The organism is Streptomyces sp. SAI-127 (assembly GCF_029894425.1).
Lineage (GTDB): Bacteria > Actinomycetota > Actinomycetes > Streptomycetales > Streptomycetaceae > Streptomyces.
Window position 1 is genome coordinate 4,074,919 of sequence record NZ_JARXYJ010000001.1, and the last position, 22,556, is coordinate 4,097,474.

Annotated in this window: 20 protein-coding genes and 2 pseudogenes; 12 read left to right on the forward strand and 10 right to left on the reverse strand. The window is 70.3% G+C overall.

The genetic code is table 11. The features are described 5' to 3' along the window. Positions 1–53: 53 nt before the first annotated feature. Positions 54–893 carry a helix-turn-helix transcriptional regulator gene (locus tag M2157_RS18460; protein WP_280862877.1) on the reverse strand — a complete coding sequence of 280 codons (840 nt, stop codon included), beginning with the start codon at positions 891–893 and terminating at the stop codon, positions 54–56. Between the two features lie 107 nt (positions 894–1,000). Between M2157_RS18460 and M2157_RS18465 the strand changes: the two genes are divergently transcribed. The 4 genes and pseudogenes from M2157_RS18465 to M2157_RS18480 all read left to right on the forward strand — a co-directional run bounded on the left by M2157_RS18465 (position 1,001) and on the right by M2157_RS18480 (position 4,141). After that, the gene (locus tag M2157_RS18465; RefSeq protein WP_280865749.1) at positions 1,001–1,747 is read left to right on the forward strand and encodes an SDR family oxidoreductase; all 747 of its coding nucleotides are present in this window, start codon (positions 1,001–1,003) and stop codon (positions 1,745–1,747) included. A gap of 31 nt (positions 1,748–1,778) precedes the next feature. Further along, positions 1,779–2,372, forward strand: a complete 594-nt coding sequence (locus M2157_RS18470; protein ID WP_280865750.1) for a hypothetical protein — start codon at positions 1,779–1,781, stop codon at positions 2,370–2,372. 75 nt (positions 2,373–2,447) lie between these two features. Next, positions 2,448–3,131 carry a HEAT repeat domain-containing protein gene (locus M2157_RS18475; protein WP_280865751.1) on the forward strand — a complete coding sequence of 228 codons (684 nt, stop codon included), beginning with the start codon at positions 2,448–2,450 and terminating at the stop codon, positions 3,129–3,131. A gap of 3 nt (positions 3,132–3,134) precedes the next feature. Next, positions 3,135–4,141 (forward strand): annotated as a pseudogene (locus M2157_RS18480) (MerR family transcriptional regulator). Positions 4,142–4,185: 44 nt separating this feature from the next. Here M2157_RS18480 and msrA read toward each other — a convergent pair. Beyond that, positions 4,186–4,698 (reverse strand): peptide-methionine (S)-S-oxide reductase MsrA, encoded by a 513-nt coding sequence (gene msrA, locus M2157_RS18485; protein WP_266560245.1) that lies wholly within the window; start codon positions 4,696–4,698, stop codon positions 4,186–4,188. 167 nt (positions 4,699–4,865) lie between these two features. On the opposite strand from msrA, the gene M2157_RS18490 reads away from it, so the two are divergent. From M2157_RS18490 to M2157_RS18500, 3 genes are all read left to right on the forward strand, one after another. Then, complete coding sequence (locus M2157_RS18490) at positions 4,866–5,981, forward strand: AI-2E family transporter (RefSeq protein ID WP_280862881.1); 1,116 nt, start codon at positions 4,866–4,868, stop codon at positions 5,979–5,981. Positions 5,982–6,165: 184 nt separating this feature from the next. Next, a complete protein-coding gene (locus tag M2157_RS18495; protein ID WP_280868229.1) occupies positions 6,166–7,086 on the forward strand; it encodes a DUF5829 family protein in 921 nt (306 codons plus the stop codon). Between the two features lie 133 nt (positions 7,087–7,219). Then, complete coding sequence (locus M2157_RS18500; protein WP_266521643.1) at positions 7,220–7,672, forward strand: SRPBCC domain-containing protein; 453 nt, start codon at positions 7,220–7,222, stop codon at positions 7,670–7,672. Positions 7,673–7,711: 39 nt separating this feature from the next. Here the strand turns inward: M2157_RS18500 and M2157_RS18505 are convergent, their stop codons facing one another. Both M2157_RS18505 and M2157_RS18510 read right to left on the reverse strand, forming a co-directional pair. Continuing rightward, entirely contained in the window at positions 7,712–8,083 is a 372-nt protein-coding gene (locus tag M2157_RS18505; protein ID WP_280868230.1) for a VOC family protein, read from the reverse strand. Between the two features lie 15 nt (positions 8,084–8,098). Further along, positions 8,099–9,336, reverse strand: a pseudogene (locus M2157_RS18510) (transposase). A 309-nt stretch (positions 9,337–9,645) separates the two neighbouring features. Here M2157_RS18510 and M2157_RS18515 point away from each other — a divergent pair. Genes M2157_RS18515 through M2157_RS18525 form a run of 3 tightly spaced genes read left to right on the forward strand, consistent with a single transcriptional unit; the run spans position 9,646 to position 12,801 of the window. Further along, positions 9,646–10,698: an iron-siderophore ABC transporter substrate-binding protein gene (locus M2157_RS18515; protein ID WP_280862883.1), complete on the forward strand. Its 1,053-nt coding sequence runs from the start codon at positions 9,646–9,648 to the stop codon at positions 10,696–10,698. Positions 10,699–10,756: 58 nt separating this feature from the next. Further along, positions 10,757–11,689, forward strand: coding sequence for an iron ABC transporter permease (locus M2157_RS18520; RefSeq protein WP_280868231.1), 933 nt, complete (start codon positions 10,757–10,759; stop codon positions 11,687–11,689). A gap of 56 nt (positions 11,690–11,745) precedes the next feature. Further along, complete coding sequence (locus M2157_RS18525; RefSeq protein WP_280868232.1) at positions 11,746–12,801, forward strand: iron ABC transporter permease; 1,056 nt, start codon at positions 11,746–11,748, stop codon at positions 12,799–12,801. Between the two features lie 368 nt (positions 12,802–13,169). Here the strand turns inward: M2157_RS18525 and M2157_RS18530 are convergent, their stop codons facing one another. Then, complete coding sequence (locus tag M2157_RS18530; protein WP_266521634.1) at positions 13,170–14,210, reverse strand: NAD(P)-dependent alcohol dehydrogenase; 1,041 nt, start codon at positions 14,208–14,210, stop codon at positions 13,170–13,172. 183 nt (positions 14,211–14,393) lie between these two features. Between M2157_RS18530 and M2157_RS18535 the strand changes: the two genes are divergently transcribed. Beyond that, on the forward strand, positions 14,394–15,296 hold the full coding sequence (locus M2157_RS18535; protein WP_266521631.1) for a helix-turn-helix transcriptional regulator: 903 nt from the start codon (positions 14,394–14,396) through the stop codon (positions 15,294–15,296). Between the two features lie 7 nt (positions 15,297–15,303). Here the strand turns inward: M2157_RS18535 and M2157_RS18540 are convergent, their stop codons facing one another. From M2157_RS18540 to M2157_RS18550, 3 genes are all read right to left on the reverse strand, one after another. Continuing rightward, positions 15,304–16,074: an antibiotic biosynthesis monooxygenase gene (locus M2157_RS18540; RefSeq protein ID WP_280862884.1), complete on the reverse strand. Its 771-nt coding sequence runs from the start codon at positions 16,072–16,074 to the stop codon at positions 15,304–15,306. A 64-nt stretch (positions 16,075–16,138) separates the two neighbouring features. Next, the gene (locus tag M2157_RS18545; protein WP_280862885.1) at positions 16,139–16,681 is read right to left on the reverse strand and encodes a YceI family protein; all 543 of its coding nucleotides are present in this window, start codon (positions 16,679–16,681) and stop codon (positions 16,139–16,141) included. After that, entirely contained in the window at positions 16,678–17,157 is a 480-nt protein-coding gene (locus tag M2157_RS18550) for a nuclear transport factor 2 family protein (protein WP_280862886.1), read from the reverse strand. Before M2157_RS18550 ends, M2157_RS18545 begins: the two co-directional genes overlap by 4 nt. A 104-nt stretch (positions 17,158–17,261) precedes the next feature. On the opposite strand from M2157_RS18550, the gene sigJ reads away from it, so the two are divergent. Further along, positions 17,262–18,161 (forward strand): RNA polymerase sigma factor SigJ, encoded by a 900-nt coding sequence (gene sigJ, locus M2157_RS18555; RefSeq protein ID WP_280865752.1) that lies wholly within the window; start codon positions 17,262–17,264, stop codon positions 18,159–18,161. Between the two features lie 65 nt (positions 18,162–18,226). Here the strand turns inward: sigJ and M2157_RS18560 are convergent, their stop codons facing one another. Continuing rightward, positions 18,227–21,550, reverse strand: coding sequence for a S8 family peptidase (locus M2157_RS18560; protein ID WP_280868233.1), 3,324 nt, complete (start codon positions 21,548–21,550; stop codon positions 18,227–18,229). 200 nt (positions 21,551–21,750) lie between these two features. Next, positions 21,751–22,434, reverse strand: coding sequence for an ABC transporter ATP-binding protein (locus M2157_RS18565; RefSeq protein WP_266521617.1), 684 nt, complete (start codon positions 22,432–22,434; stop codon positions 21,751–21,753). Positions 22,435–22,556: the final 122 nt, after the last annotated feature.

Sequence of the window (22,556 nt, forward strand, 5' to 3'; positions counted from 1 at the left end):
GCGTCACGTCCGTCGGGCGTCGCCGTGACCCTCGATGGGCTGTGTCCCGGTGATCATCGGCGTCGTGTGTGGTGTGCGGTCGGCCGTTCGAGGCTTTCGGTGGTGGAGCTGTCGGCATAGACCACGAGTGTCTGTTCCGGCGCTTCGGCCAGGTGGAACGCGGTGTACGCGTACTCGGTCGGGCCGTGCAGTGGGTGGTGCAGGCGTTTGCGGCCGCTGTGGCGGGGCTGGATGTCGTACTGGGGCCACCAGGCCCTTACTTCGGGGCTGCCTTCGTGCAGTTCCCGGACCAGGCGGGTGTAGCGGGGGTCGTCGGGGTGGCGGGTGGACAGGGTGCGGAGGCGGGCGAGGAGGCCGCGGGCCTCGGGTTCCCAGTCGATGACGACGGACCGGGCGACCGGCTCCAGAAAGACCCAGCGAACGAAGTTGGGCGGGCGTCCGGTGTCGTCGACAAGGCCCGGGAAGAGCTCTTCGGCCGCCTGGTTGTGGCTCAGGACGTCGTAGTTGCCGGCGATGACGTACGCCGGGTTCGGCTGGAGCAGGTGAGGGACCGCGGCCGCTTCCCTGGTGAGCGCCTCGGGCTCCTCGGGCCCGGGTGTCGCCGGGCCGTGCCCGGCGAGGTGGAACAGGTGATCACGCTCGTGCGCATCGAGCCGCAGGGCTGCCGCGAGCGCGTTCAGCACCTGTTCGGAGGGGCGGATGTCCCGCCCCTGCTCCAGGTACGTGTACCAAGTGGCACTCATCCCGGCCAGCAGGGCCAGTTCCTCCCGGCGCAGGCCCGGCGTCCGACGGCGGCCGGTGCGGGGCAAACCGACCTCGTCAGGAGTGAGGCGCTCCCTGCGGCTGCGCAGAAAGCTGCCCAGTTGGGTGCGGCGGTCGGGCTGCTCGGACATGACGCGTAGCACCTCTGATTCCAGGATAAACACACTCTGGATACCAGGCTAATCCCTGGCGAGACTGAGGTGAGAGCTCAGACCGCACACCACGAGAGGACCGCATCATGGCCGAGACCGACGGACTCCACGGCAAAGTCGTGGCCATCACCGGAGCGAGCGGCGGCATCGGCGAGGCGACCGCCCTCCTGCTCGCCGAACGTGGGGCGCGGCTCGTTCTCGGCGCCCGTCGGACCGAGCGGCTGGCGGAGCTGGTGGCCCGGATCGAGAAGGCGGGCGGTACGGCCGTACAGATCCGCACCGACGTGACCCGGCGGGACGACCTGCACGCCCTGGTCGCGCTGGCCCATGAGTCCTTCGGCCGGCTCGACGTGCTCGTCGGCAACGCCGGGGTCGGCACCATCTCTCCCCTCGACGATCTGCGTGTCGAGGAGTGGGACCACATGGTGGACGTCAACGTGAAGGGCGTGCTGCACGGGATCGGCGCCGCGCTGCCGGTCTTCCGCGCGCAGGGCGGCGGTCACTTCGTCACCGTCGCGTCCACGGCCGCGTTCCGCGTCGTCCCGACCATGGCGGTCTACGCCGGTACGAAGTTCGCGGTCCGGGCCATCTGCGAGGGGCTGCGCCAGGAGGCGGGCGAGTCCGTGCGGGTGACCACCGTCTCGCCCGGTCCCATCGCGACCGAGTTCGCCGAGGCGTCCTCCAACAGCCGGGTCAGGGCGGAGATCACGAAGATGCGCGACGAGATCGCGATCCCTCCCGACGCGATCGCCCGGGCCATCGCGTTCGCGGTCGAACAGCCCGCGACGGTCGATGTGAGCGAGATCGTCGTACGGCCCACTGCGCAGGCCTGAGCGCGACCCACCGGAGGGGGATCATGGTGAGGTGACGGAACCCTCCCCCTACCAGCGGGACTTGCGGGACCGGCTGGCGGCGGTCCCCGTGCTTCCCGCGCCCGCTCCCTGGCAGCCGGTGTTCGAGCCGTGCGCCGCCGTCGGAGGGCTGCTCGGGATCGGGTTCGCCACGCACCCCGACAGCGGCAACGACCTGCTGATGGTCGTCTCGACCGCCGGTCACGGTCTCTTCGACGCCCTCACCGGCGCGAGGATCGCCCGCGACCGGGACCCCGATCCCGAGACCGGCACGCCGGATGCGGCAGCGGATCTGACCTGCCCCGGCCTCGGGCCGGTCGCCGGCGGCAGGGTGCACATCGCCGGGCTGTACGGCGGTGGACTCCACTCCACCACCGCCGACGGCTGGCATGTGGAGGTCGTCTCGCCGGTCTGGCCCAACCACCGCGTCCTGCTTTCCCAGGGCAGCGGCATGCCCCACCGTGGTCCGCACGGCGAGCGGTGGTGGCACGTCTTCCACTCCGACTACTCCGAGCTCCGGGCCGTCGGCTTCTCCCCCTCCGGCCGCACCCTCGCCGTGGCGACGAGCAGCGACGTATCCCTGTGGAGGCGCCCGCCGCGTCCGTGATTCGGGTTCGGTGCGCTTGACCTTGACACCGTGACAAGCCCTTCACTGCCTGCTCAGGAGGTGGTCTCGGTGACCATGACGGAACAGGGACAGGAACGGGAACAGGACGCGGGGGCGGTGCGCGCGCTTCAGGGGCTGGAGGACGGTCGTTCCTCCGTACGGCTGCGGGCGGCCCTCGCGGTCGGTACGGCGCCGGATCCGCGGTTCGTCGACAGGCTCGTCGAGCGGTGCGGGGTCGAACCCGAGTTCTACGTCCGGGACATGCTCACCTGGGCCCTGACCCGCCACCCGGTGTCCGTGACGCTCCCCGCGCTGCTCCGCGAAGTCGGCTCGGAGCGTGCGCAGGCGCGGAGCCAGGCGTTGCACACGCTGTCCAAGATCGGGGACCGGCGGGCCTGGCCTGCGATCACCAGGGCGCTCCTGTCCGACGGCGACGACGAGGTGGCGCGCAGTGCCTGGCGGACCGCGGTCGTGCTGGTGCCGGAAGGCGAGGAGTCCGGGTTGGCCACGGTACTGGCGACACAGCTCGGCCGCGGCGAGCGCGAGACGCAGCTGAGCCTCAGCAGGGCGCTGGTCGCGCTGGGTGAGGTCGTGCTGCCGGTACTGCGTGCCGCGACGACGGCCCCTGACCGACATGTGCGCACGCACGCGCTGGCCACGGAACGGCTGCTGAGCGACCCTGATGCCGGATTCGAGTTCGCGATCGAGGAGGCGAAGCGCGTAGTGGCCCTCGGCGGGAACGGCCGGGAGGGACGATAGGGCGTGTTGATCGGTGAGGTGGCGCGACGGTCCGGGGTCAGTGCCCGCATGCTCAGGCACTACGAGTCGCTCGGCCTGCTGCGCCCTTCGGGTCGTACGGGTTCCGGGTATCGGGAGTACTCCGGCGACGACATCCGGCGGATCTTCCACATCGAGAGCCTGAGGTCGCTGGGACTGTCGCTGCGTGAGATCGGACGCGCGCTCGACGATCCCGGCTTCGCACCCTCGGCGCTCGTCGAGGACCTCATCCGTCAGACGCGCGAACGCATCGCGGCCGAGACCGAGCTGCTCACGCGGCTCCGCCGGATCGATGCCGCGGAACCCGCCGGCTGGGAGGACGTACTCCAGGTCGTCGTGATGCTTCGGGCGCTGGGGTCGAAGAGCGCCGCCGCCCGCCAGCGTGCCGCGCTGTCCTCGGTCGACGAGATCCGCGCGTGCCGGTGGAGGCCCTGGTCGAGGCGGTCCTCAGGGAGACGGATCCGAACGTCGCCGGAGCCCTTCGATGGGCGCTGGCACGATCGGGCGACGGCAGCGCGGCACTGCTGGCGGAGGGTCTCGGCTCACCGTCGGCCGCGGTACGGGAACGTGCCGTTCGGTCCCTGGCCGAGATGCCGGGTGAGGAGCCCGCCGCCGGGTTGCGTGAGGCTCTCGCGGACCCCGATGCCGTGGTCCGCGGCCAGGCGGCGCTGGCGCTCGGGACGCGTGGCGTGGCCGATGCCGTCCCGGCGCTCATCGACATGATCGTGGCGGGGCGGAACGACACCGACGCGGCCGACGCACTGAGCATGCTGGCGGGCGACACCGCGACCGCGGAACGGATCGCCACCGGGCTCGTCGGCCGCCTCGCCCACGGCGCCGCCGAGGCGCCCGCCCGCGCCCGGCTGACCCAGGCGCTGGCGGACATCCCCGGAGCCACGGCCGCACGCGCCCTCGTGGAGCTGTCGTACGACGCCGACCCGGCCGTCGCGCTGACCGCGACGTATCTTCTTCGGCTCCGCGAGGCACGGTGACGGATCTCGCCGCGGCGGAGCAGGCCTGCGGGCCCGCCTCGCGGTCAGCCCTCCGCGCGGGCGGGCAGCCGCCATCCCGGGCGCGGGAAGTGGCAGGTGTAACCGTCCGGGTAACGCTGGAGGTAGTCCTGGTGCTCGGGCTCGGCCTCCCAGAAGGGGCCCACCGGCTCCACCTCGGTGACGACCTTGCCCGGCCACAGACCCGAGGCGTCGACGTCCGCGATCGTGTCCTCGGCGATCCGCTTCTGCTCGTCGTCCACGTAGTAGATCGCCGAGCGGTAGCTGAGGCCGATGTCGTTGCCCTGGCGGTTCTTGGTGCTCGGGTCGTGGATCTGGAAGAAGAACTCCAGGAGCGTGCGGAAGTCGGTCTTCTCGGGGTCGAAGAGGATCTCGATGGCCTCCGCGTGCGTGCCGTGGTTGCGGTACGTCGCGTTCGGCACGTCGCCCCCGGTGTATCCCACCCTGGTCGCCGTCACGCCCGGAAGCCGGCGGATCAGTTCCTCCATGCCCCAGAAACATCCGCCCGCCAACACGGCCCTCTGTGTCTGCGCAGCCATCGCTGTCCTCCCATATCTGCTCACTCGAGCCGCTCGGCCGGCACAACGCCGACACCCCTGCCCGCTGCCCACTCCCCCACAACGCGCGAGGGCGCCGGGCGATTCCACGGCCGCAGGGTGACGCAGCCATGGTGCCGGTGTGACGTGAGTACCCATAGGGTCCCCCCGTGACCTCCAACTTGAGTTCCACGAGAACCCGCTCAGCGCTGCGCACGTCGGCGCGGGCCTCCGCGGAGTTGCTGCTCATATTGCTGATGCTCGCGGTGAGCCTGTGGGTCCTGGGCCGGATGTGGTCGGTCGTGTGGCCGCTCGTGATCGGTTTGCTGCTGACCACGCTGACCTGGCCGCCGACCCGCTTCCTGCTGCGCCGCGGGTGGAAGCCCGCTCTCGCGGCGTCGACGGTGACCGTGCTGTTCCTGCTGGTCGCCGCGGGGGTCGTGGCCCTGATCGCGGTGCCGGTGGCGTCCCAGTCCGGCGAGTTGACCGACGGGGTGGTCGACGGCGTCCAGAAGGTGCGCGAGTGGGCCTCCGGGCCGCCGTTGAACATCGGTGACGCCCAGATCGACAAGGCCTTCGACTCCGCGGTCTCCCGAGCGCAGGACGGTCTCGGCAGCATGGTCGGCGCTGTCGTCACGGGAGTGAGCACCGTGGTGAACGGCCTGGTCACCGGCGTCCTGGCCCTGTTCCTGATGTTCTTCTTCCTCAAGGACGGCCCGCGGTTCCTGCCGTGGCTCGCCCGTCAGCTGCCCGGTCGGCTCTCCACCGACGTCCCGACCGTGGCCGCGCGCGGCTGGGACACGCTGGGCTCCTTCGTACGTTCCCAGGCGGCCGTCGGCCTGATCGACGCGGTCCTGATCGGCCTGGGCCTGTGGATCCTGGGGGTTCCGCTGGTGCTCCCGCTGGCGGTGCTGACCTTCGTCTCCGCGTTCGTGCCGATCATCGGTGCCTTCTTCGCCGGTTTCGTCGCGGTTCTCATCGCGCTGGTCTCCAACGGCCTGACGGACGCGCTGATCGTGCTGGCCATCATCGTGGTGGTGCAGCAGCTCGAGGGCAACGTGTTCCAGCCCATGATCCAGAGCCGGGGGCTCGGCCTTCACGCGGCGGTGGTCCTGCTGGCGGTGACGTTGGGCGGCAGCCTCGCCGGAATCGTGGGGAGTCTGCTCGCGGTACCGGTCGCCGCGCTGATCGCGGTGATCTGGAACTACGTGCGCGAGCAGCTCCAGGAGCCGTCACACGATCCGGGCACCGACGAGCCGGAGACCGGCATCGCCGTCCCGTCCTGAGGAGCGGTCCCGTCCCTCGAGGCGACCGCCCACGCCGTGGCCCGAGCCGACGGCCGTCGGGCGGTGCCATGCGGCACCTCGTCGAACCCCAGGTGTCAAGCATTTCGGCCTCGTTGAAAATGAACCGCGGCCGCAGCCTCCCCGCCCTACGATCGCCTGCATGCTGATTCATCGGACATTACGGATGATCGTCGTACTCGCTCTGGCCGTCACCGGAGCGCTCGGGGGTGCTGTGGGGACGGCACAGGCCGAAGGGAGCCGGCCCTCTTCAGACCGGCAGTTGTTGTTCTACAACCACTCCTACGGGGTTCTCGACCGGGAGACCGCCAATGCCATCGAACACTCCGACTACCTGAGGGACTTCGCCAACTTCCAGGTCCGCACCACGACCGGTACCGGCGGACAGACCTGGACCGGCCGCTACCTGATGGGCCGCCAGACCTACCTGGAACTGTTCGGAGTCGGTGACATCGCCGGCCCGGACGGCACCCTCGGCTCCGGCGGGCTCGGCCTGTCGACCGAACGGGACGGAGACCTGGCGACGGTCACCGAGCGACTGAAGAGCGAGGGGGTCGCCGACCCCGTCGAGTTCCTCCAGACCCGCGACTTCGGTGACGGTGTACCCGTGCCGTGGTTCGACGCCATCCTCCCCACCACCGAGTACGACGCCTTCCAGGCCTGGGCGATGGAGTACCGGCCGGAGTACTTCGCCGACCCTCGCAGCAACACCGAGCCCGCCAGCTTCCCCGGCGACGTCGGCAGGGAGCGTGTCCTGTCCGACGACTACCGCACCCACCTGATGCGTGACGTGACCTACGTCCGCTTCGCCGTCACCGAGGGCGACCTCGCCGACAACGTGCCGCTGTTGCGGGCCGGCGGGTTCGCCGTCAAGAACGTGCCGGGCGGTGGCGTCGTCGCGGAGGGCGGCGGCACCACGATCAGGTTCGACGCCGTCCCGCGCGAACAAGAGGGGTTGCAGCGGGTCGAGATGTCACTCAACCGGCCCGAGAAGGACCGGCACGTGGAGCAGATCGGCCACTCGACCCTCACCGTCGGCCCCGGCAGCCATGCCGTGTGGACGTTCGCCGGCAACGGCACTCGGTAGACAGTGGGTGCGCCCCCGACGCGGGGCGCACCCCGAGACCGGACGAAAAAGCCCGGCACACCGATGAGTCCTCGTGCCCGCGGACGTCTACAGGCGCGACAGTTCCGCGAGGCATGAAACGAGGCGACGAAGCATGAGCACCGAGCAGACGACCCCGGCCAACGGCTTCTCCTACGAGCTGACCCGAACGCTGGACGCTCCGGCGGCGCGGGTGTGGCGGGCGTGGACCACCGCCGACCAGTACGCGCAGTGGGCCTACGCCGCTCCCGGCTCCGTCGAGATGGACGTACGGCCGGGCGGCGCGTGGAAGGCCACGATGGTCACACCCGACGGCGGACAGTTCCCGCTGACCGGCTCCTATCTCGACGTCGACGAGAACCGCGTTCTGGTGGTCGGTATGGACGTACCCGGCAAGCCCGCGCCCGCGGTCATGACCATGAAACTCGAGGAGCAGGGCGACCGCAGTACGCAGATCGTGCTCCGCCAGACCTGTGACACCGTCGAGGAACGCGACATGGCCGAGCAGGGCAGCACCATGCTTCTCGACAGCCTGGGCGCCTTCCTGGCCGGTGGGGCGAAGGGCTGATGCACGGCCCGCTGACCCGCCCGTGCCCCTCGGAGAACGTCAGCCCCCGCTGCCGTACGGCCTCGTCAGGATCTCCAGCCGATGGCCGTTGGGATCGTCGAAGTACGCGCCCCGGCCCCCGTCGTTGCGGTTGATCTCGCCCGGGCGGTGGTGGAAGGGGTCCGCCCAGTAGGTCAGCCCCGCCTCCTGGACCCGGGCGAAGATCGTGTCGAAGTCGTCCTCGGTGACGAGGAGCGCGTAGTGCTGGGGCGTGATCTCGTCGCTCGTGTCCATGTAGTCGAGGGTCACGCCGTTGGGGATCTCGACCGGGACGAAGGGGCCATACTGCGGGCTCACCCTCAGGCCCAGGATGTCGGCCAGGAAGCGGGCCGAGGCGTGCTTGTCGTGTGCGGCGACGATGGTGTGGTTCAGGTCAACTACCCAGCGCTAAAGCGCCGGGCTTGCACAACGGGCATCACTGGCGGTGATGCTGCGTTTGCGTCCAGTCCCGCCCCGAGGTGTCCGGGGCGGGGCAGGGGCCGCTGACTGGGCCCCGCGTCGCCACAACTCCCACGCTCTGGCGCGGATGTTGCGGGAGCTGTTGCTGTCTGCGTGATCAACGAATCCGCAGCTCCGGCACGCGAACCAGGCCTGCGAGACCCGGTTCGCCTTGTCGATGTGGCCGCATTCGGCGCAGGCGCGGGAGGTGTACGCCGGATCGACGTGCACCACCGGAACCCCCGCCCGACGTGCCTTGTACGCGATGAACTGCCCCAGCTGGGCGAAGGACCAGCTGGAGTGGGTGGCCCGTTGGGGCTTTCGAAGCCGTACCCGCTCGCGGATGCCCGTCAGATCCTCCAGGGCGATCCCGCGACCGGTGCGTTCCGCCTCGGCCACCACATGCTTCGCGATCTTGTGGTTGATGTCCTTGGCCCGCCGCGCTTCCTTGCGCCGCCGCTTCCTCAGCCGGCGCTTGGCGGACGGGGTGTTCTTCTTCTGCAGCTTGGCGCGCAGGCCGCGCTCACGGACGCGGATCCGGTTGAGCTCGCGCCCGGTCATGATCTCGCCGTCGGAGGTGGTGGCGATGTTCACGATGCCCAGGTCGATGCCGAGAAAGTCCACCGGCTCGGTGTTCAAGGGGGCTTCGGGCACCTCACAGGTGGCGTTCAGGAACCACATGCCGTCCCGCTCCAGCAGGTCGGACTCACCCTTGCGGTACAGGTCCAGGGTGGCCAGCTGCTCAGTCGAGGCGGTGAACGCAACGCTCTTGAGCCGCCCACCAGTGGTCCAGATCGACACCGTTCGATCCGGGATCTGCCAGGACAGCATGCGGTCGTCGTAAGGCTGCGCCCCCTGCGGGCGGAAGACGACCGGCTTCTCGGCGGCACGGCGGTAGCGCGTGGAGCCGGGCCTGCCGAGGTTTCCGGCCTTCAGGTTCGCCCTCAGGGTGGTGTACGCGTCGCATGTCTTCTTGAGACGTGCTGGGCGGCCTGGGCGCCCAGCTCTCAGCGGGACTTGACGGTGTCGTAGGTGTGTCGGCGCAGGGCGAAGTTCTTGAACTCACCGCGCGCGAAGGCCGCTTCGCTCACCCAGGAGGCGGCCTTGTTGCAGGCGCGCAGGGTTGCCTCCAGTGCCGCCGCCTGCTCGGGCGTCGGCAGCAGCCTGACCTGCACCACCAGCTTCACAAGCACCGAACGTACACACCCACTCGACAGACCACCGCACGTTCGAAGTTGATCACCTGAACGAGTGACACACGGTCGCGTGCCGGACCCTCGAGCGAACCAGTGACCCGGCCGCTCCGCGCCGCCTGATCCAGGATGCGATTCCTCCCGGGCGTGAACGCCCGGGGTTCCTTGCAAGAAACAAGCTGAACGGTCATCGCTACCTCCTCGTTCAGAGGCTACTCCGCCACGGGTTAAGGTAAGCCTTGCCTTAGCAAACCTCCCCCACAGTCTCAGGCCCATCGGCCCCAGTACTTCCCCGGAGCAACCGTGCGTGCAGCAGCAGTGAAGGCCGTCGTGGCCGCGACCGTCGTCGGAGGGCTGCTCGCCGGCTGCTCGTCGTCCTCGTCGGGGACGAACGGGACCGCCGACAAGGCGGCCGGTGACCGCAACCCCGTGCTGGGCGCCTCCGAAGGCCCCTCCGCCGCACCGAGCACCCTCGCCGACGGTATGGGCTCCGACCAGGACACCGACGGGACGTTCCCGCGCACGGTCACGCACTTCGAGGGCAGGACCACGGTCGAGGCCCGGCCGAAGAGGATCGCCGTGCTCAGCACCGGGCAGCTCGACGACCTGCTGTCCCTGGGGGTCGTCCCCACGGCCACCACCCGCGCCGACAACGCCGGGCTCGTGCCCGGCTATCTCGCGGACGCCTTCCCCACGGACAAGAAGCGGCTCGACGGCATGACCGACGCGGGCACCCGGCAGGCCCCCAACCTGGAGACCCTCGCCGCCGCCAAGCCCGATCTCATCCTCGCCAACGACTCCCTCGGCGACCTCTACCCCAAGCTGTCGAAGATCGCGCCCACCGTGATCACCGCCGGCAACGGCATCAACTGGAAGCGTGACCTGCTGCTCGTCGGCGACGCGGTCGGCAAGGGCGAGGCGGCGCGGAAGCTGCTGGACGACATCGTCGACGACGCCCGGGCGAAGGGGCAGATGATCGAGGGCGACCCGGCCGTCTCCATGGTCCGCTTCACTCCCGACCGCACCCGGATGTTCGGCGTGTCCTCGTTCACCGGGTCCATCGCCGTCGACATGGGGCTCTCCCGGCCCAAGTCCCAGCAGTTCAAGGCCATCTCGGAGGACATCGGCGCGGAGAGCATCGACACCGCCGACGGGGACTGGATCTTCTACTCCGTGCAGGGGGACGCGTCGAAGACGGATGCCGAGAGCGTCGTGGCCGGGCCGCTGTGGAAGTCGATGAAGGCGGTGACGGCCGGGCAGGCCGTGAAAGTCGACGACGACCCCTGGTACCTCAACGCCGGCCCGTCCGCCGCGCGGCTCGTCATCTCCCAACTCGCCGACGCCATCGGCAAGTAGTCGCGTGATACGTCGTCTCGCCTGGCCTGCGGCCGTCCTCGCGGTGGCCTGCGCCGGGATGCTCAGCCTCGCGGTCGGGACCCGGGCGGTGCCGCTGTCCGCCGTCGTGGACGCCCTGTTGCACGGCGGTGGGTCGCCGGACGCGCTCGTCGTACGGTCGCTGCGGGTGCCGCGGACCGAGATCGGGCTGACGGCGGGAGCGGCGCTGGGAGTCGCGGGGGCCGCGCTGCAGGCCGTGACGCGCAATCCGCTCGCCGATCCCGGGATCCTCGGGCTGAGTCAGGGGGCCGCGGCGGGGGTCGTGGCCGCCATCGGGCTCGGGCTCACGAACGGGTTCTCCGGGTATGTCTGGTACGCCTTCGCCGGAGCCGTTCTCGCGGCCTGCCTCGTGTACGGGATCGCGGCTCGGGGGCGGGGCGGGGCGTCGCCGGTGAAGCTGGCGCTCGCGGGGACGGCGCTGTCGGCGATGACCGCCGGGGGCACGACCGTTGTCCTGACGTCGAGTTCGGCGACCCTCGACCAGTTCCGGTTCTGGCAGGTGGGGGCGTTGAGCGGACGGGACGCGGGGACGGTCGTACGGGTACTGCCGTTTCTCGTCGTCGGGGCTGTGCTGGTGCTTGGGTGCGCGCGGGGACTGGACGCGCTGGCGCTGGGCGACGAGACGGCTCGGGCGCTCGGGCACCGGGTCTCGTGGGTGCGGGGGGCCGCGGCGCTGGGGGCGGCGCTGCTGACCGCGGCGGCGGTGGCCGCGGCGGGGCCGATCGCGTTCGTGGGGCTCGCGGTGCCGCATCTGGCCAGGCGGCTCGTGTCGGGCGGGCACCGGGCGGTGCTGCCGCTGTCGGCGTTGCTCGGGGCCGCGTTGCTGGTGGGGGCGGATGTGGTGGGGCGGGTCGTGCGGGCTCCCGCGGAGGTGCCTGCGGGTGTCATGACCGCGCTGGTGGGGGTGCCTGTGCTGGTGGTTCTCGTACGGCGTCGGGGGGCTGTGTCGTGAACGGTTCCCGGAGTGCTGCGGCGCCTACGGAGGTACCTCGCCAGGTGGTCTCGCGACTGCGGGCCGGTGGGGGCCGGTCGCGCAGCCGAACCCTTGTCCTGCGGCCCCATCCCCGGTTGTCGCTCGTCATCCACCGTCGGTCCGTCCTCGTCGCCCTCGTCCTGCTCACCCTCCTCCTCGCCGTCATGACCGCCTCCGCCTCCCTCGGCCAGACGTACATCTCCCCCACCGAGGTCTGGCGCACCCTTCGCAGCGGATCCGGCCCCTACGACCTGGTCGTCAACGAACTCCGCGTGCCCCGGATCGTGCTCGGCGCTCTCGTCGGGGCGGCCTTCGGGCTGTCCGGGGCGCTCGTGCAGACCGTCACCCGTAATCCTCTGGCCAGCCCCGACGTGATCGGCGTCGGGCACGGGGCGGCCGCCGCGACCGTGCTAGCCCTTGCCACCGGGGTCGTCTCCTCACCCGGGGCCATGCCCCTCGTCTCGGTAGGGGGCGGACTTGCGGCAGCAGCCCTCGTTTACGTGCTCGCCTGGCGGCGCGGTATGCAGACCGGTCGGTTCGTGCTCGTCGGTGTGGGGATCGGGGTCGCCCTGTCCGCCGTCGTGCAGCTGTATCTCACCGACTCCGAACTCGAGGCCGCCGAGCAGGTCAAGCTGTGGCTGACCGGGAGCCTCAACGGGCGGGGTTGGCAGCAGGCGGGGCCCCTGGGCGTCGTACTCCTGGTGTGTCTGCCCGCGCTGGCGTGGGCGAGCAGGGCCGTGCGGCCGCTCGGGCTCGACGCGGACACCGCCGCCGCGCTGGGCGTGCGGGTGGACCGGGTGCGGCTCGGGCTGACCGTGCTCGGGGTGGTGCTCGCCGCCACCGCGACCGGTGCCGCGGGGCCGATCGGGTTCGTCGCGCTGACCTCGCCGCAGCTGGCCCGGCGGCTCACCCGGACGCCCCAGCTGCCGCTTTTGTGCTCGGCGCTGACGGGTGCCGTCGTTCTGGTAGCCGCCGATCTCACCGCGCGGACACTGTTGCCCCCGCTGGAGATCCCGGTCGGTGCGCTGACCTCGCTGGTCGGCGGACCGTATCTGCTGTGGCTGCTGGGTCGGCGGACGGCCGTACGCTGAAGGACCTCCAGCGGGAGCGAGCCGTGCCCCGAAGGCCCCCGGCCGGAGCAAGCCGTACGCCCGTAGCCCCGCCCCGCAGGAGCGACCCGTACACCGAGGCACCTCCCGCCGAAACGACCCGTACCCCGAAGGCCCTCCCGCGGAGCGAGCCTTTCACCGAAGGCCCCCGGCGGAAGCAAGCCGTACGCCCAAAGCCCCGCCCCGCGGGAGTGAGCCGTGCGCTGAAGGCCCTCCCGCGGGACCGAGCCGCACACCGAAGCATCTCCGGCACGACCCAGCCGCACACCGAAGCCCCCCCCCGGCACACCCCACCTGCACGCCAAAGGGCCCCGGCATCAGACCGGGGCCCTTCGTTCACGCCATGCGGATCAGATCGTCGCCGTGTCGATCACGAACCGGTAGCGCACGTCGCTGTTGACGACCCGCTCGTACGCCTCGTTGATCTCCGACGCGGCGATCAGCTCGATCTCGGAGCCGATGCCGTGCTCGGCGCAGAAGTCGAGCATCTCCTGGGTCTCGGCGATGCCGCCGATCATCGAACCGGCGAGGGTCTTGTTGCCGCCGATGAGGGAGAACAGGTTCAGCGCGATGGGCTCCTCGGGGGCGCCCACGTTGACCAGCGCGCCGCCCGTCCTGAGCAGGCTCAGGTAGGCGCCGAAGTCCAGCGGGGCCGAGACCGTGGAGAGGATGAGGTCGAAGGTGCCGGCCAGCTCCTTGAAGGTGTTCTCGTCGCTGGTCGCGTAGTAGTGGTCCGCGCCCAGCTTCAGGCCGTCGTCCTTCTTGCGCAGGGACTGCGACAGGACGGTGACCTCGGCGCCGAGCGCGTGCGCGATCTTGACGCCCATGTGGCCGAGACCGCCCAGGCCGATCACGGCGACCTTCTTGCCGGGGGCGGCGCCCCACTGCTTGAGCGGGGAGTACGTGGTGATGCCGGCGCACAGCAGCGGGGCGGCCTCGTCGAGGGCCAGGCCCTCGGGGATCCGGACGACGAAGTTCTCGTCGACGACGACCTTCTCGGAGTAGCCGCCGTAGGTGGGCTCGCCGTCCTTGCCGATGGCGTTGTACGTGCCGACCGAGCCCCCGGTGCAGTGCTGCTCGAGGCCTGCCTTGCAGTTGTCGCACTCACGGCAGGAGTCGACCAGGCAGCCGACGCCGACCCGGTCGCCGACCTGGTACTTGGTGACGCCGGGGCCGACCTCGGAGACGACGCCGGCGATCTCGTGGCCCGGGACCATCGGGAAGATGGCCTCGCCCCAGCCCTCGCGGGCCTGGTGGATGTCCGAGTGGCAGATGCCGGCGAACTTGATGTCGATCAGGACGTCGTGCTCGCGGACCGCCCGGCGCTCGATGGTGGTGCGCTCCAGCGGAGCCTTCGAGGCGGGGGCGGCGTATGCGGCAACAGTGGTCATGAGGGTGGTTCTCCTCGGGAGAGTGCGTGCCCGGCTGCCTTCTGTCTTGTCCATCCGTCCGGGCACGCTCCACAGCCTGCCCCATGAATCGACGCCCACCCAGGCCACAGCTTTGCGTACGTTCGGCGGTCCTACTACTGGCGGGGACAGGATGGTGGGCGTACGACCGTGAATACTTGACGTATGGACGACATGGCCGAGGAACTGCCCGGGGGCCGCTCACTGGACCGGCGCGCCGAGCTCAGCGAGTTTCTGCGCACCCGGCGGGCCCGGCTGAAGCCGGAGGACGTGGGGCTGCCGGACTTCGGACGGCACCGCAGGGTACCGGGGCTGCGCCGCGAGGAGCTGTCGCAGCTGGCGGGCGTCTCGGTGGCGTACTACACGCGCCTGGAGCAGGGCAACGGGCGCAATGTCTCGGCGGAGGTCCTGGACGCCATCGCCCGCGCGCTCCGGCTGACCGACGCCGAGCGCGCGCACCTCACGCATCTGGCGAAGCCCAAACAGCACAAGAAGAAGACGACCGCGCGCACCGAGCAGGTGCGCGGGTCGATCCGGCAGCTGCTGGACTCGATCAACGTTCCGGCGTACGTCTCGGGGCGGCGGTCGGACATCGTCGCCTGGAACCGGATGGCGGCGGCGGTCTTCGGGGACTGGGCCGAGCTCCCGGCGCAGGAGCGGAACTGGGCCCGGTTGATCTTCCTGCGGCCGGAGTACCAGAACCTGTTCGTGCCGTGGGAGCAGAAGGCCAGCGACGTGGTCAGCTACCTGCGCATGGACGCCGGCTGCCATCCCGACGACCCGCGGCTGTCCGCCCTGGTCGGCGAGCTCTCCGTGAAGAGCGAGGAGTTCAGGCGGCTGTGGGCCACGCACGACGTCAAGGAGAAGAACTTCGGCGTCAAGCAGCTCCGCCACCCGCTGGTCGGTGACCTGACCCTGAACTTCGAGTCGTTCCCCCTGTCCGACGGCACCGAGCAGGCCCTGATCACCTACCACGCGGAACCGGGCTCGCCGTCGGCTGAGGCGCTCAGGCTGCTGGCGAGCTGGGGCGCGGACGCGACCCGGGCGGGCGAGTCCGCGCACTCCTGAGCCGGTCTCAGCCCTGGTACGGCGGCGCCGCTCCCCAGTTCCACTTCGGCACCGGCTGCTCCGCCGGCGGCGTGGCGTCCGGTCCTGAGAAGTGGACCGCGAGCCGGGTGCCCCACTCCACGTAGGCGAGGAACGCCGAGCGGAACTCCGCGTCGGTGGGCAGGCCGGCCTCGTCGGCCGCGTCCTGGATGAGGTTCACCCAGCGGCGGCGCTGCGGCTCGGTGATGCCACGGCCCAGGTGCTTGGCGACCATGTGGCCGTGGCCGCCCTGGGTCTCGGAGTAGGCGGCCGGGCCGCCGAAGACCTCCGCGAGCCAGAGGGCGACGTGCTCGGCGTGCTCGGGGGCCAGCCCCTCGAACACCGGGGCCAGTAGATCGTCGGCCAGGACCTTCTCGTAGAACACCGTGGTGAGCCGGCCGAAGGCCTCCGCGCCGCCCGCCCACGCGAACAGGGTGGGCACGGCGGCGCCCCGGCCGCGGACCGTCGTCGGTTTGTAGTGGCGCATCTCCTCGATGTTCTCGATGTACGGCCGGATCTCGGCGAGGAAGTCCGGGAAGAGCTCCGACTTGCGGAAGCCCTCCAGGTGGTCCTCGGTGGAGGTCCAGGTGATGCGCAGGACGAAGTGCTCGAAGTCCTCCTCGCAGCGCGCCAGTTCGTAGTCGACGCACTGCGGGGCCGCCGCCAGCTGGGTCGCGGCGTGCGTGTAGGCGGACAGGAACTCCGCCGAGCGGTCTTCCGGGATGTGGTAGCGGATGTACTCGACGGTCTCTGTGGTCATGGCCTCACACAAACACGGACACCCCGCCGGAAGCTGCCCCTCCGACACGGAGTTCGCTGTGGGCTCACCCCGGGCCGCGCCGGACCACGGCCACGTCGAGTTCCAGGGCCACCTTCCCGGCGATCATGCCCCGCCCCCAGGTGATCCCCCAGTCCCCGCGGTCGAGGGTGCCCCTGGCCGCGAATCCGAGCCGGAGGGCACCCTGGGGGTCGGTCCCGGTGCCGGTCCGCTCGAGGTCGAGGACGACGGTCCTGGTCATGCCCCGCACGGTCAGGTCGCCGGTGACCCGGAACCCCGGGCCGGCCGGTGCCACGGCGGTCGAGGAGAAGGTGAGGAGCGGGTGGCGGTCCGCGTCCAGGAAGTCGCCGCCGCGCAGATGCTCGTCGCGCTTGTCGTGGTCGGTCCGGATGCTCCGGGCCCGGATCGTGAGCCGGACGGCGGACCGCGAGGGGTCGTCACCGTCCAGACGGGCGCTCCCCTCGAACTCCTCGAACCGCCCGCGCACCTTCATGACCAGCAGGGACCGGCTGACGAAGCCGAGCCGGGTGCGGGCGGTGTCGAGGACGTAGTCGCCGGTCAGCTCTCCGGCTCCGGTCGTGGCCGTCATGCCTCGGCGCTCCCGGCGGGAAGGGACACGGTCAGTCCGGGCTCGGGCGGGGCGCCCGTGAGCGCGGTGGTGTCGAGGTAGCGGATCTCGTAGGAGCGCTCGGTGAACCTCCAGCCGTCCGGGGTGCGGCGGTAGCGGTCGTGGTACAGGGCGTGGTTGGCGTGTGAACTGCCGTCGCGCATCCGCCCGAACTCCACGATGTACGCCCGTCCGTACGCGCTGTCGCCGTCGACCCCGACCACTCCCGGGTGCACGGTCTGCACGAAGTACTCCCACACGCCCCGCAGCCGTTCGATCCCCTCGCGGATCTCCTCGGGGCCGGTGAACTCGACGCCGGCGGCGGGTATCCGCAGGACGCCGTCCTCGGCGAACAGCGCGGCGAGGCGGTCGTAGTCCCGCAGCATCCCCGCGTCGGTGAACTCTCCCGCCAGTGCCTGGATCTCGATGCGGTCGGCGATGGCCCGCAGATCGGTCATGGTTCCTCCTCGGTCTCTCCGCTACGACGACACGGCCACCGAGAATGTGAGGACCTCACTTTTCGGGGTGTGGTCTCGTCGTACCGGCAAAGGAGGCGACCGTCATGAGCACACCGTCCGAGCCGGCCCTGAGCGCGATCATGGGTGAGCGGCGCCGGCTGATCAATCTCGCGTACCGGCTCCTCGGGTCCCTCGCGGACGCCGAGGACGTCGTGCAGGAGACGTACGCCCGCTGGTACGCCATGCCGCCCGAGCAGCAGGCGGCGATCAGGTCGCCGGGCGGCTGGCTGACCACGGTCGCCGGGCGGATCTGCCTGGACGTGCTCGGCTCGGCGCGGGCCCGGCGGGAGAGGTACGTCGGTGAGTGGCTCCCGGAGCCTGTGCCGGACAGCACGGAGTGGGCCGGCACCCCGGTGGATCCCGCCGACCGGGTCACGCTCGACGAGTCGGTCGGGATGGCCTTCCTCGTGCTGCTGGAGTCGATGACCCCGGCCGAGCGGGTGACGTTCGTCCTGCACGACGTCTTCCGCTACCCGTTCGCCGACGTGGCGGAGATCGTCGGCCGTACCCCGGCGGCCTGCCGTCAGCTGGCCGTCTCGGCCCGCCGGCGCGTGGGCGAGGCCCGGCCCCCCACGACGTCGACGGCCCGGCACGCGGGCGTGGTGCGGGATTTCAAGGAGGCCTGGCAGGCGAAGGACATCGGCGCTCTCGTCCAGCTCCTCGACCCGAACGCCGTGGCGACCAGCGACGGCGGCGGCCTCGTCACCGCCCTGCCCGTCCCGCTGCACGGCGGTGAGCCGATCGCCCGCTTCCTGGCCGGTCTCCTCACCGGCGCCCCCGAGACGGCCCTCCTGGAACGCACGGTGAACGGCCGGCCGGGCCTGGTGGTCCAGGTGGACGACACCGTCCAGGCGGTCCTCGCCCTCGATGTCGAGGACGACCGGGTCACCCGTATCTGGGCGGTACGGAACCCGGAAAAGCTGCGGCCCTGGACGGCGGGCTGAGGCACGCGAGGGGCCCGCCGGAAGCGGTGCTTCCGACGGGCCCCTCAACTACCGCTTCCTACAGGTCACTTCCCGTAGTAGGCGTTGTAGATCGAGATCGTCGACTTGTTGCCCTTCTTGTCGGCGATCTTGGCGTGGAAGGAGATGGCCTTCCCCTTCGCCGGGTTCTTCACGGTGATCTTGCCGCCCGAGACCGTGACCTTCTTCCAGGTCTGGCCGTAGTCGTACGACACGTACACCGCGAGGGACTTCAGGTTGGAGCCCTTGGCGGAGCCCTCGACGGTCAGCGGGATCTTGACCGTCTTACCGGCCTCGACCCTGCTGTCCAGACCCGTGGCCGCGTTGAAGCGGACCATGGAGGCGGGCAGCTTGGTGAAGTCGGCGGTCTTCTTGGACGAGAACGTCCAGCTGGCGTCGATCCGGGTGGAGGCCGCCGCGACCTTGACGCTGCGCTTGACCGAGGTCGTCAGCTTGTACGAGGCCTGGCCGGCCGGGACCTTGAAGGTCTTCTCGCCGAACAGCGGGTCGTCGTTCGAGCCGACCTTGACGCCGTTCTTGTACAGCGTCGTGTTGACCGAGGTGAACAGCGACGAGCCGGCGTGGCCCTGGCCGTCCGCGAACAGCGGGAGCGAGCCGAGGATCTCGTTGCCGTTGCGGAACAGACCGAAGTCGGCGTTGAGATGCGGGCCGAAGACCGCGGTGTTGAAGGTCTTCCCGTAGGACTTGCCGCCCTGGAAGGACTGCGAGGCACCGAGCGTGTAGAACGCCTCGGCGAGCGGGAAGCCGTCCGGGTCGACGCCACCGTCCTGCTCGAAGTCCATCTGCCACTTCACACCGCTGAGGGTGGACAGGTGCAGGGTGCGGGTGCCCGGCAGGGTCTGCTGGATACCCATCGAGGAGGCGGAGAAGGAGCCGGGCAGCCAGCCCACGGCGTTGATCGAGCCCTTCTTGCCACTGGCGGCGGCGCCCATGCCGACCTTCACCTTGGCCAGCTCGCTCGCCTTGTAGTGCTTGGTGTAACCGGTGGCGAACTGCTTGACCTTGCCGCCGGCGACGGTGTCGTACTGCTCGGTGGCGCCCTTGCTCCAGTGGCCGTCGAACTGCTGGGTGAGCGAGCCGTCGGTCACCTGCGGACCGATGTGCGCGGTGTTGAAGCCCGCGTACGAGTCCAGGAACCAGCCGAAGCCGTAACCGCTGTTGGGCGTCTCGATCTGGAAGCCGGGCGAGGCGAACTCCGACTTGGCGGCCGCGTCCGGCACGGTGATGTCGACCGGCTTGGCCTTGCGGGCGTCCAGCGTGACCGTCGTGCTCTTGGTGACGTTCAGCTTCGGCTGGACCAGCCAGTCGGTGCCCTTGGTGACGTCCTCCGGGTCCACGAAGGTCGTGGTGCTGAGGACGTAACCGCCCTTGGGCACGCGCACGGTGACGGTGCCGTCCTCGTCGTACGGCGTGTACCACTTGCCGTTGCCGAGGCCGGAGATACCGCTCAGGTCGCTCGAGTAGTTCTTGGTCGGCTGACCGTCACGGCCGAGGACCTTCAGCGTGACGTCGTACGACTCGACCTCGCGCTGCACCGCGGCCGCCGTGCGGACGGTCTGGCCGCCGCCCGTCGCGGTCACGTACGCCGAGTAGGCACCGTCGAGCGTGCCGCCCAGCTTCGTGTTGACGATGAGGTCGACGGATGCCGTGCCGCCGTTCGCCGGGACCGTCACCGTGGTGGCGCCCAGCTTGAAGAAGCCGGCCGGAGCGGCCTGGCCCTTCGGGTTGGTGGCCGTCGACGACAGCTTCAGCGTGACGTCCTTCGTACCGAGGTTGCGGTACGTCACCTTCTTGGTGTCCGGCTTGTCGTCGGTGTGCGGCCACGACTGCGTGCCGAAGCTCACCGACACCGGGTCGGCGATGACGGTCTGCTTGATGGCCTGGTCGACCTGGATACGGCCCGAACCCTGCTGGAACGGGGTGTACTTGCCGCCCTTCGTGGAGCCCGTCAGGGCGCCCTTCAGCTCGGCGTAGTCCCAGTCCGGGTGCTCCTGCTTGAGGATCGCCGCCGCGCCCGCGACATGCGGGGTCGCCATCGACGTACCGGAGATGGTGAGGTAACCGGCCGGCTTCTCGCCGACCTCCTTGGCGATGAGGCTGCCGGGAGCGGCGGCCGCGGTGATGTCCACGCCGGGCGCGGTCACGTCGGGCTTGATCTGCCCGTCGAGGCCGGGGCCGGTGCTGGAGAAGGACGCCAGCTTGTCCTTGTCGTCGACCGCGCCGACGGTCAGGGCCGAGGCGGCGCTGCCCGGGGAACCGATGGTCTGGTCGCCGAAGTCGCCCTCGTTGCCGGCGGCGATGGCGAACAGGATGCCCTTGGTCTGCGAGAGCTTGTTGACCTCGGCTTCCAGCGGGTCGATCTCGGGGGTGTCGCCGCCGCCCAGGCTGAGGTTGACGACGTCGGCGCCCTGCTCGGCCGCCCACTCCATGCCGGCGAGGATCTCCGAGTCCTCGCCGTAGCCGTCGTCGCTGAGCACCTTGCCGTTGAGCAGCTTGGCGCCCGGCGCCACACCCTTGTACTTGCCGCCCGACTTCGCGCCGGTACCGGCCGCGATGGAGGCGACGTGGGTGCCGTGGCCGAACTTGTCGGTCGCGTCGGCGGAGGTGGAGAAGTTCTTCGACGCGATCACCTGGTCCTTGAGGTCCGGGTGGGTCGCGTCGACGCCGGTGTCCAGGACGGCGATCTTGACGCCCTTGCCGTCGTAGCCCTTGGCCCAGGCGGTCGGGGCGCCGATCTGCGGCACGGACTTGTCGAGGCTGGCCTTGCGGACACCGTCGAGCCAGACGTGCGCGATGCCGGAGGCGGTCTTGTCGCCGTTGGTGACGGCGTCCCACAGCTCGGGCGCGTCCTCCTTCGGCGTCTGTACCGCGTCGGCGTTCAGGGAGGTCAGGGAGTGGCGGAGCGTGCCCGCGTCCCGGACGTCGCCCTTGGCCGTGCTCGCCGCGCCCTTGTAGCCGACGATCACCTTCAGTCCCTTGCTCTGGGACTTGCGGGTGGCGGCCTTGTTGAGCTCGGTGACGTCGAACAGCCGCTGGTCGAGCTTGCCGCTCGACACCAGGCGGACGACGTCGGACGGCAGCACGTAGGTGTGGCCGTCGGCCTTGCGGAGCTGAACGGGTATGTGCTCGCGGCCCTTCGCGGGCTCCAGGCCCACGACGCGGCCCTTGGCGTCCACGACGACGCGGTCACCGGTGATCAGGGTGATGCGGTGCTTGGGCGTGAGCTGCGCCTTGTTGGTCTGCGCGACGCTCGCCGTCTGCTGCGCGTCCGCCGACGCCGGGCTGGTCATGCCCGCCGCGAGCGCTACCGCGGCCGCCGCGGCGATCGTGGCCGCGCATGCCTTTTTCACTTGTCTGCGCAAGTTTCCCCCTTGCAGAAGGACCGGGTGAATTCCCCGTTCACCCGGGCGGGGGGAGACTCGCACGTATATACGTGCACCCCCCGGTGCTCGAAGTATGCCGAGGGGTGATCACGACCTCAATAGACAACTGCCCGACAGCAAAGTCTGTTACAAGACTGCCGGATTCAGGGGGAGTTGAGGCTCCGCGCTCAGGAGGCGGCGTTCTCCTTCACCGTGATCCTGCCCTTGCGGATCGTGGCGAGACGCGGGGCTTTCTTCGCGATGGCGGAGTCGTGGGTGACCATGATGAAGGTCAGCCCCAGCTCCTTCCACATGCGTTCGAGTACGTCCATGATCTCGTCGCGCATCGACTCGTCGAGGTTGCCGGTGGGTTCGTCGGCGAGGAGTACCTTCGGCTGCTTGACGAGGGCCCGGGCGATGGCCACCCGCTGCTGCTGTCCGCCGGACAACTCGGAGGGCAGATGCCTCAGGCGCTCGCCGAGCCCGACGGAGGTGAGGGCCTCGGCCGCCCGCTCCCGTCGCTCCTTTCCCTTCACGCCGAGGGGTACGAGGGCGGTCTCGACGTTCTCCTGGGCGGTGAGGGTGGGGATGAGGTTGAAGGACTGGAAGACGAAGCCGATGTTCTCGCTGCGGACCTTGGTGAGCCTGGCCTCCGACAGCTTGGCCAAGTCGGTGCCATCGAGCACGACTTCGCCTTCCGTGGGCTTGTCCAGTCCGCCGAGCATCTGGAGCAGGGTGGACTTGCCGCCGCCCGTGGGGCCCTGGATGACGAGACGGTCCCCGTCGGCGATGGTGAGGTCGACACCGGCGAGCGCGTCGACGGTGTCCTTGCCTCGGGAGTAGCGCTTGGTGACGCTTCTGAGTTCGTACATGTGAGTGCTCCGGGGTGGGTGGGGTTCGGGCTGGTGCGGTTCGTGTTCGGCTGCGGGTTGGTGGGGCCGGTCGCGCAGTTCCCCGCGCCCCTTGGGCACCCGGCCGGCCCCGACGGACGCTG

What these genes read in the sequence shown, in the direction of transcription:
- M2157_RS18550 (WP_280862886.1), bottom strand. Translation starts at nt 17,157, where the DNA reads ATGACCGATCTGCGGGCCATCGCCGACCGCATCGAGATCCAGGCACTG.
- M2157_RS18475 (WP_280865751.1), top strand. Translation starts at nt 2,448, where the DNA reads ATGACGGAACAGGGACAGGAACGGGAACAGGACGCGGGGGCGGTGCGC.
- M2157_RS18535 (WP_266521631.1), top strand. Translation starts at nt 14,394, where the DNA reads ATGGACGACATGGCCGAGGAACTGCCCGGGGGCCGCTCACTGGACCGG.
- M2157_RS18520 (WP_280868231.1), top strand. Translation starts at nt 10,757, where the DNA reads ATGCTCAGCCTCGCGGTCGGGACCCGGGCGGTGCCGCTGTCCGCCGTC.
- sigJ (WP_280865752.1), top strand. Translation starts at nt 17,262, where the DNA reads ATGAGCACACCGTCCGAGCCGGCCCTGAGCGCGATCATGGGTGAGCGG.
- M2157_RS18540 (WP_280862884.1), bottom strand. Translation starts at nt 16,074, where the DNA reads ATGACCACAGAGACCGTCGAGTACATCCGCTACCACATCCCGGAAGAC.
- M2157_RS18460 (WP_280862877.1), bottom strand. Translation starts at nt 893, where the DNA reads ATGTCCGAGCAGCCCGACCGCCGCACCCAACTGGGCAGCTTTCTGCGC.
- M2157_RS18465 (WP_280865749.1), top strand. Translation starts at nt 1,001, where the DNA reads ATGGCCGAGACCGACGGACTCCACGGCAAAGTCGTGGCCATCACCGGA.
- msrA (WP_266560245.1), bottom strand. Translation starts at nt 4,698, where the DNA reads ATGGCTGCGCAGACACAGAGGGCCGTGTTGGCGGGCGGATGTTTCTGG.
- M2157_RS18500 (WP_266521643.1), top strand. Translation starts at nt 7,220, where the DNA reads ATGAGCACCGAGCAGACGACCCCGGCCAACGGCTTCTCCTACGAGCTG.
- M2157_RS18565 (WP_266521617.1), bottom strand. Translation starts at nt 22,434, where the DNA reads ATGTACGAACTCAGAAGCGTCACCAAGCGCTACTCCCGAGGCAAGGAC.
- M2157_RS18495 (WP_280868229.1), top strand. Translation starts at nt 6,166, where the DNA reads ATGATCGTCGTACTCGCTCTGGCCGTCACCGGAGCGCTCGGGGGTGCT.
- M2157_RS18545 (WP_280862885.1), bottom strand. Translation starts at nt 16,681, where the DNA reads ATGACGGCCACGACCGGAGCCGGAGAGCTGACCGGCGACTACGTCCTC.
- M2157_RS18530 (WP_266521634.1), bottom strand. Translation starts at nt 14,210, where the DNA reads ATGACCACTGTTGCCGCATACGCCGCCCCCGCCTCGAAGGCTCCGCTG.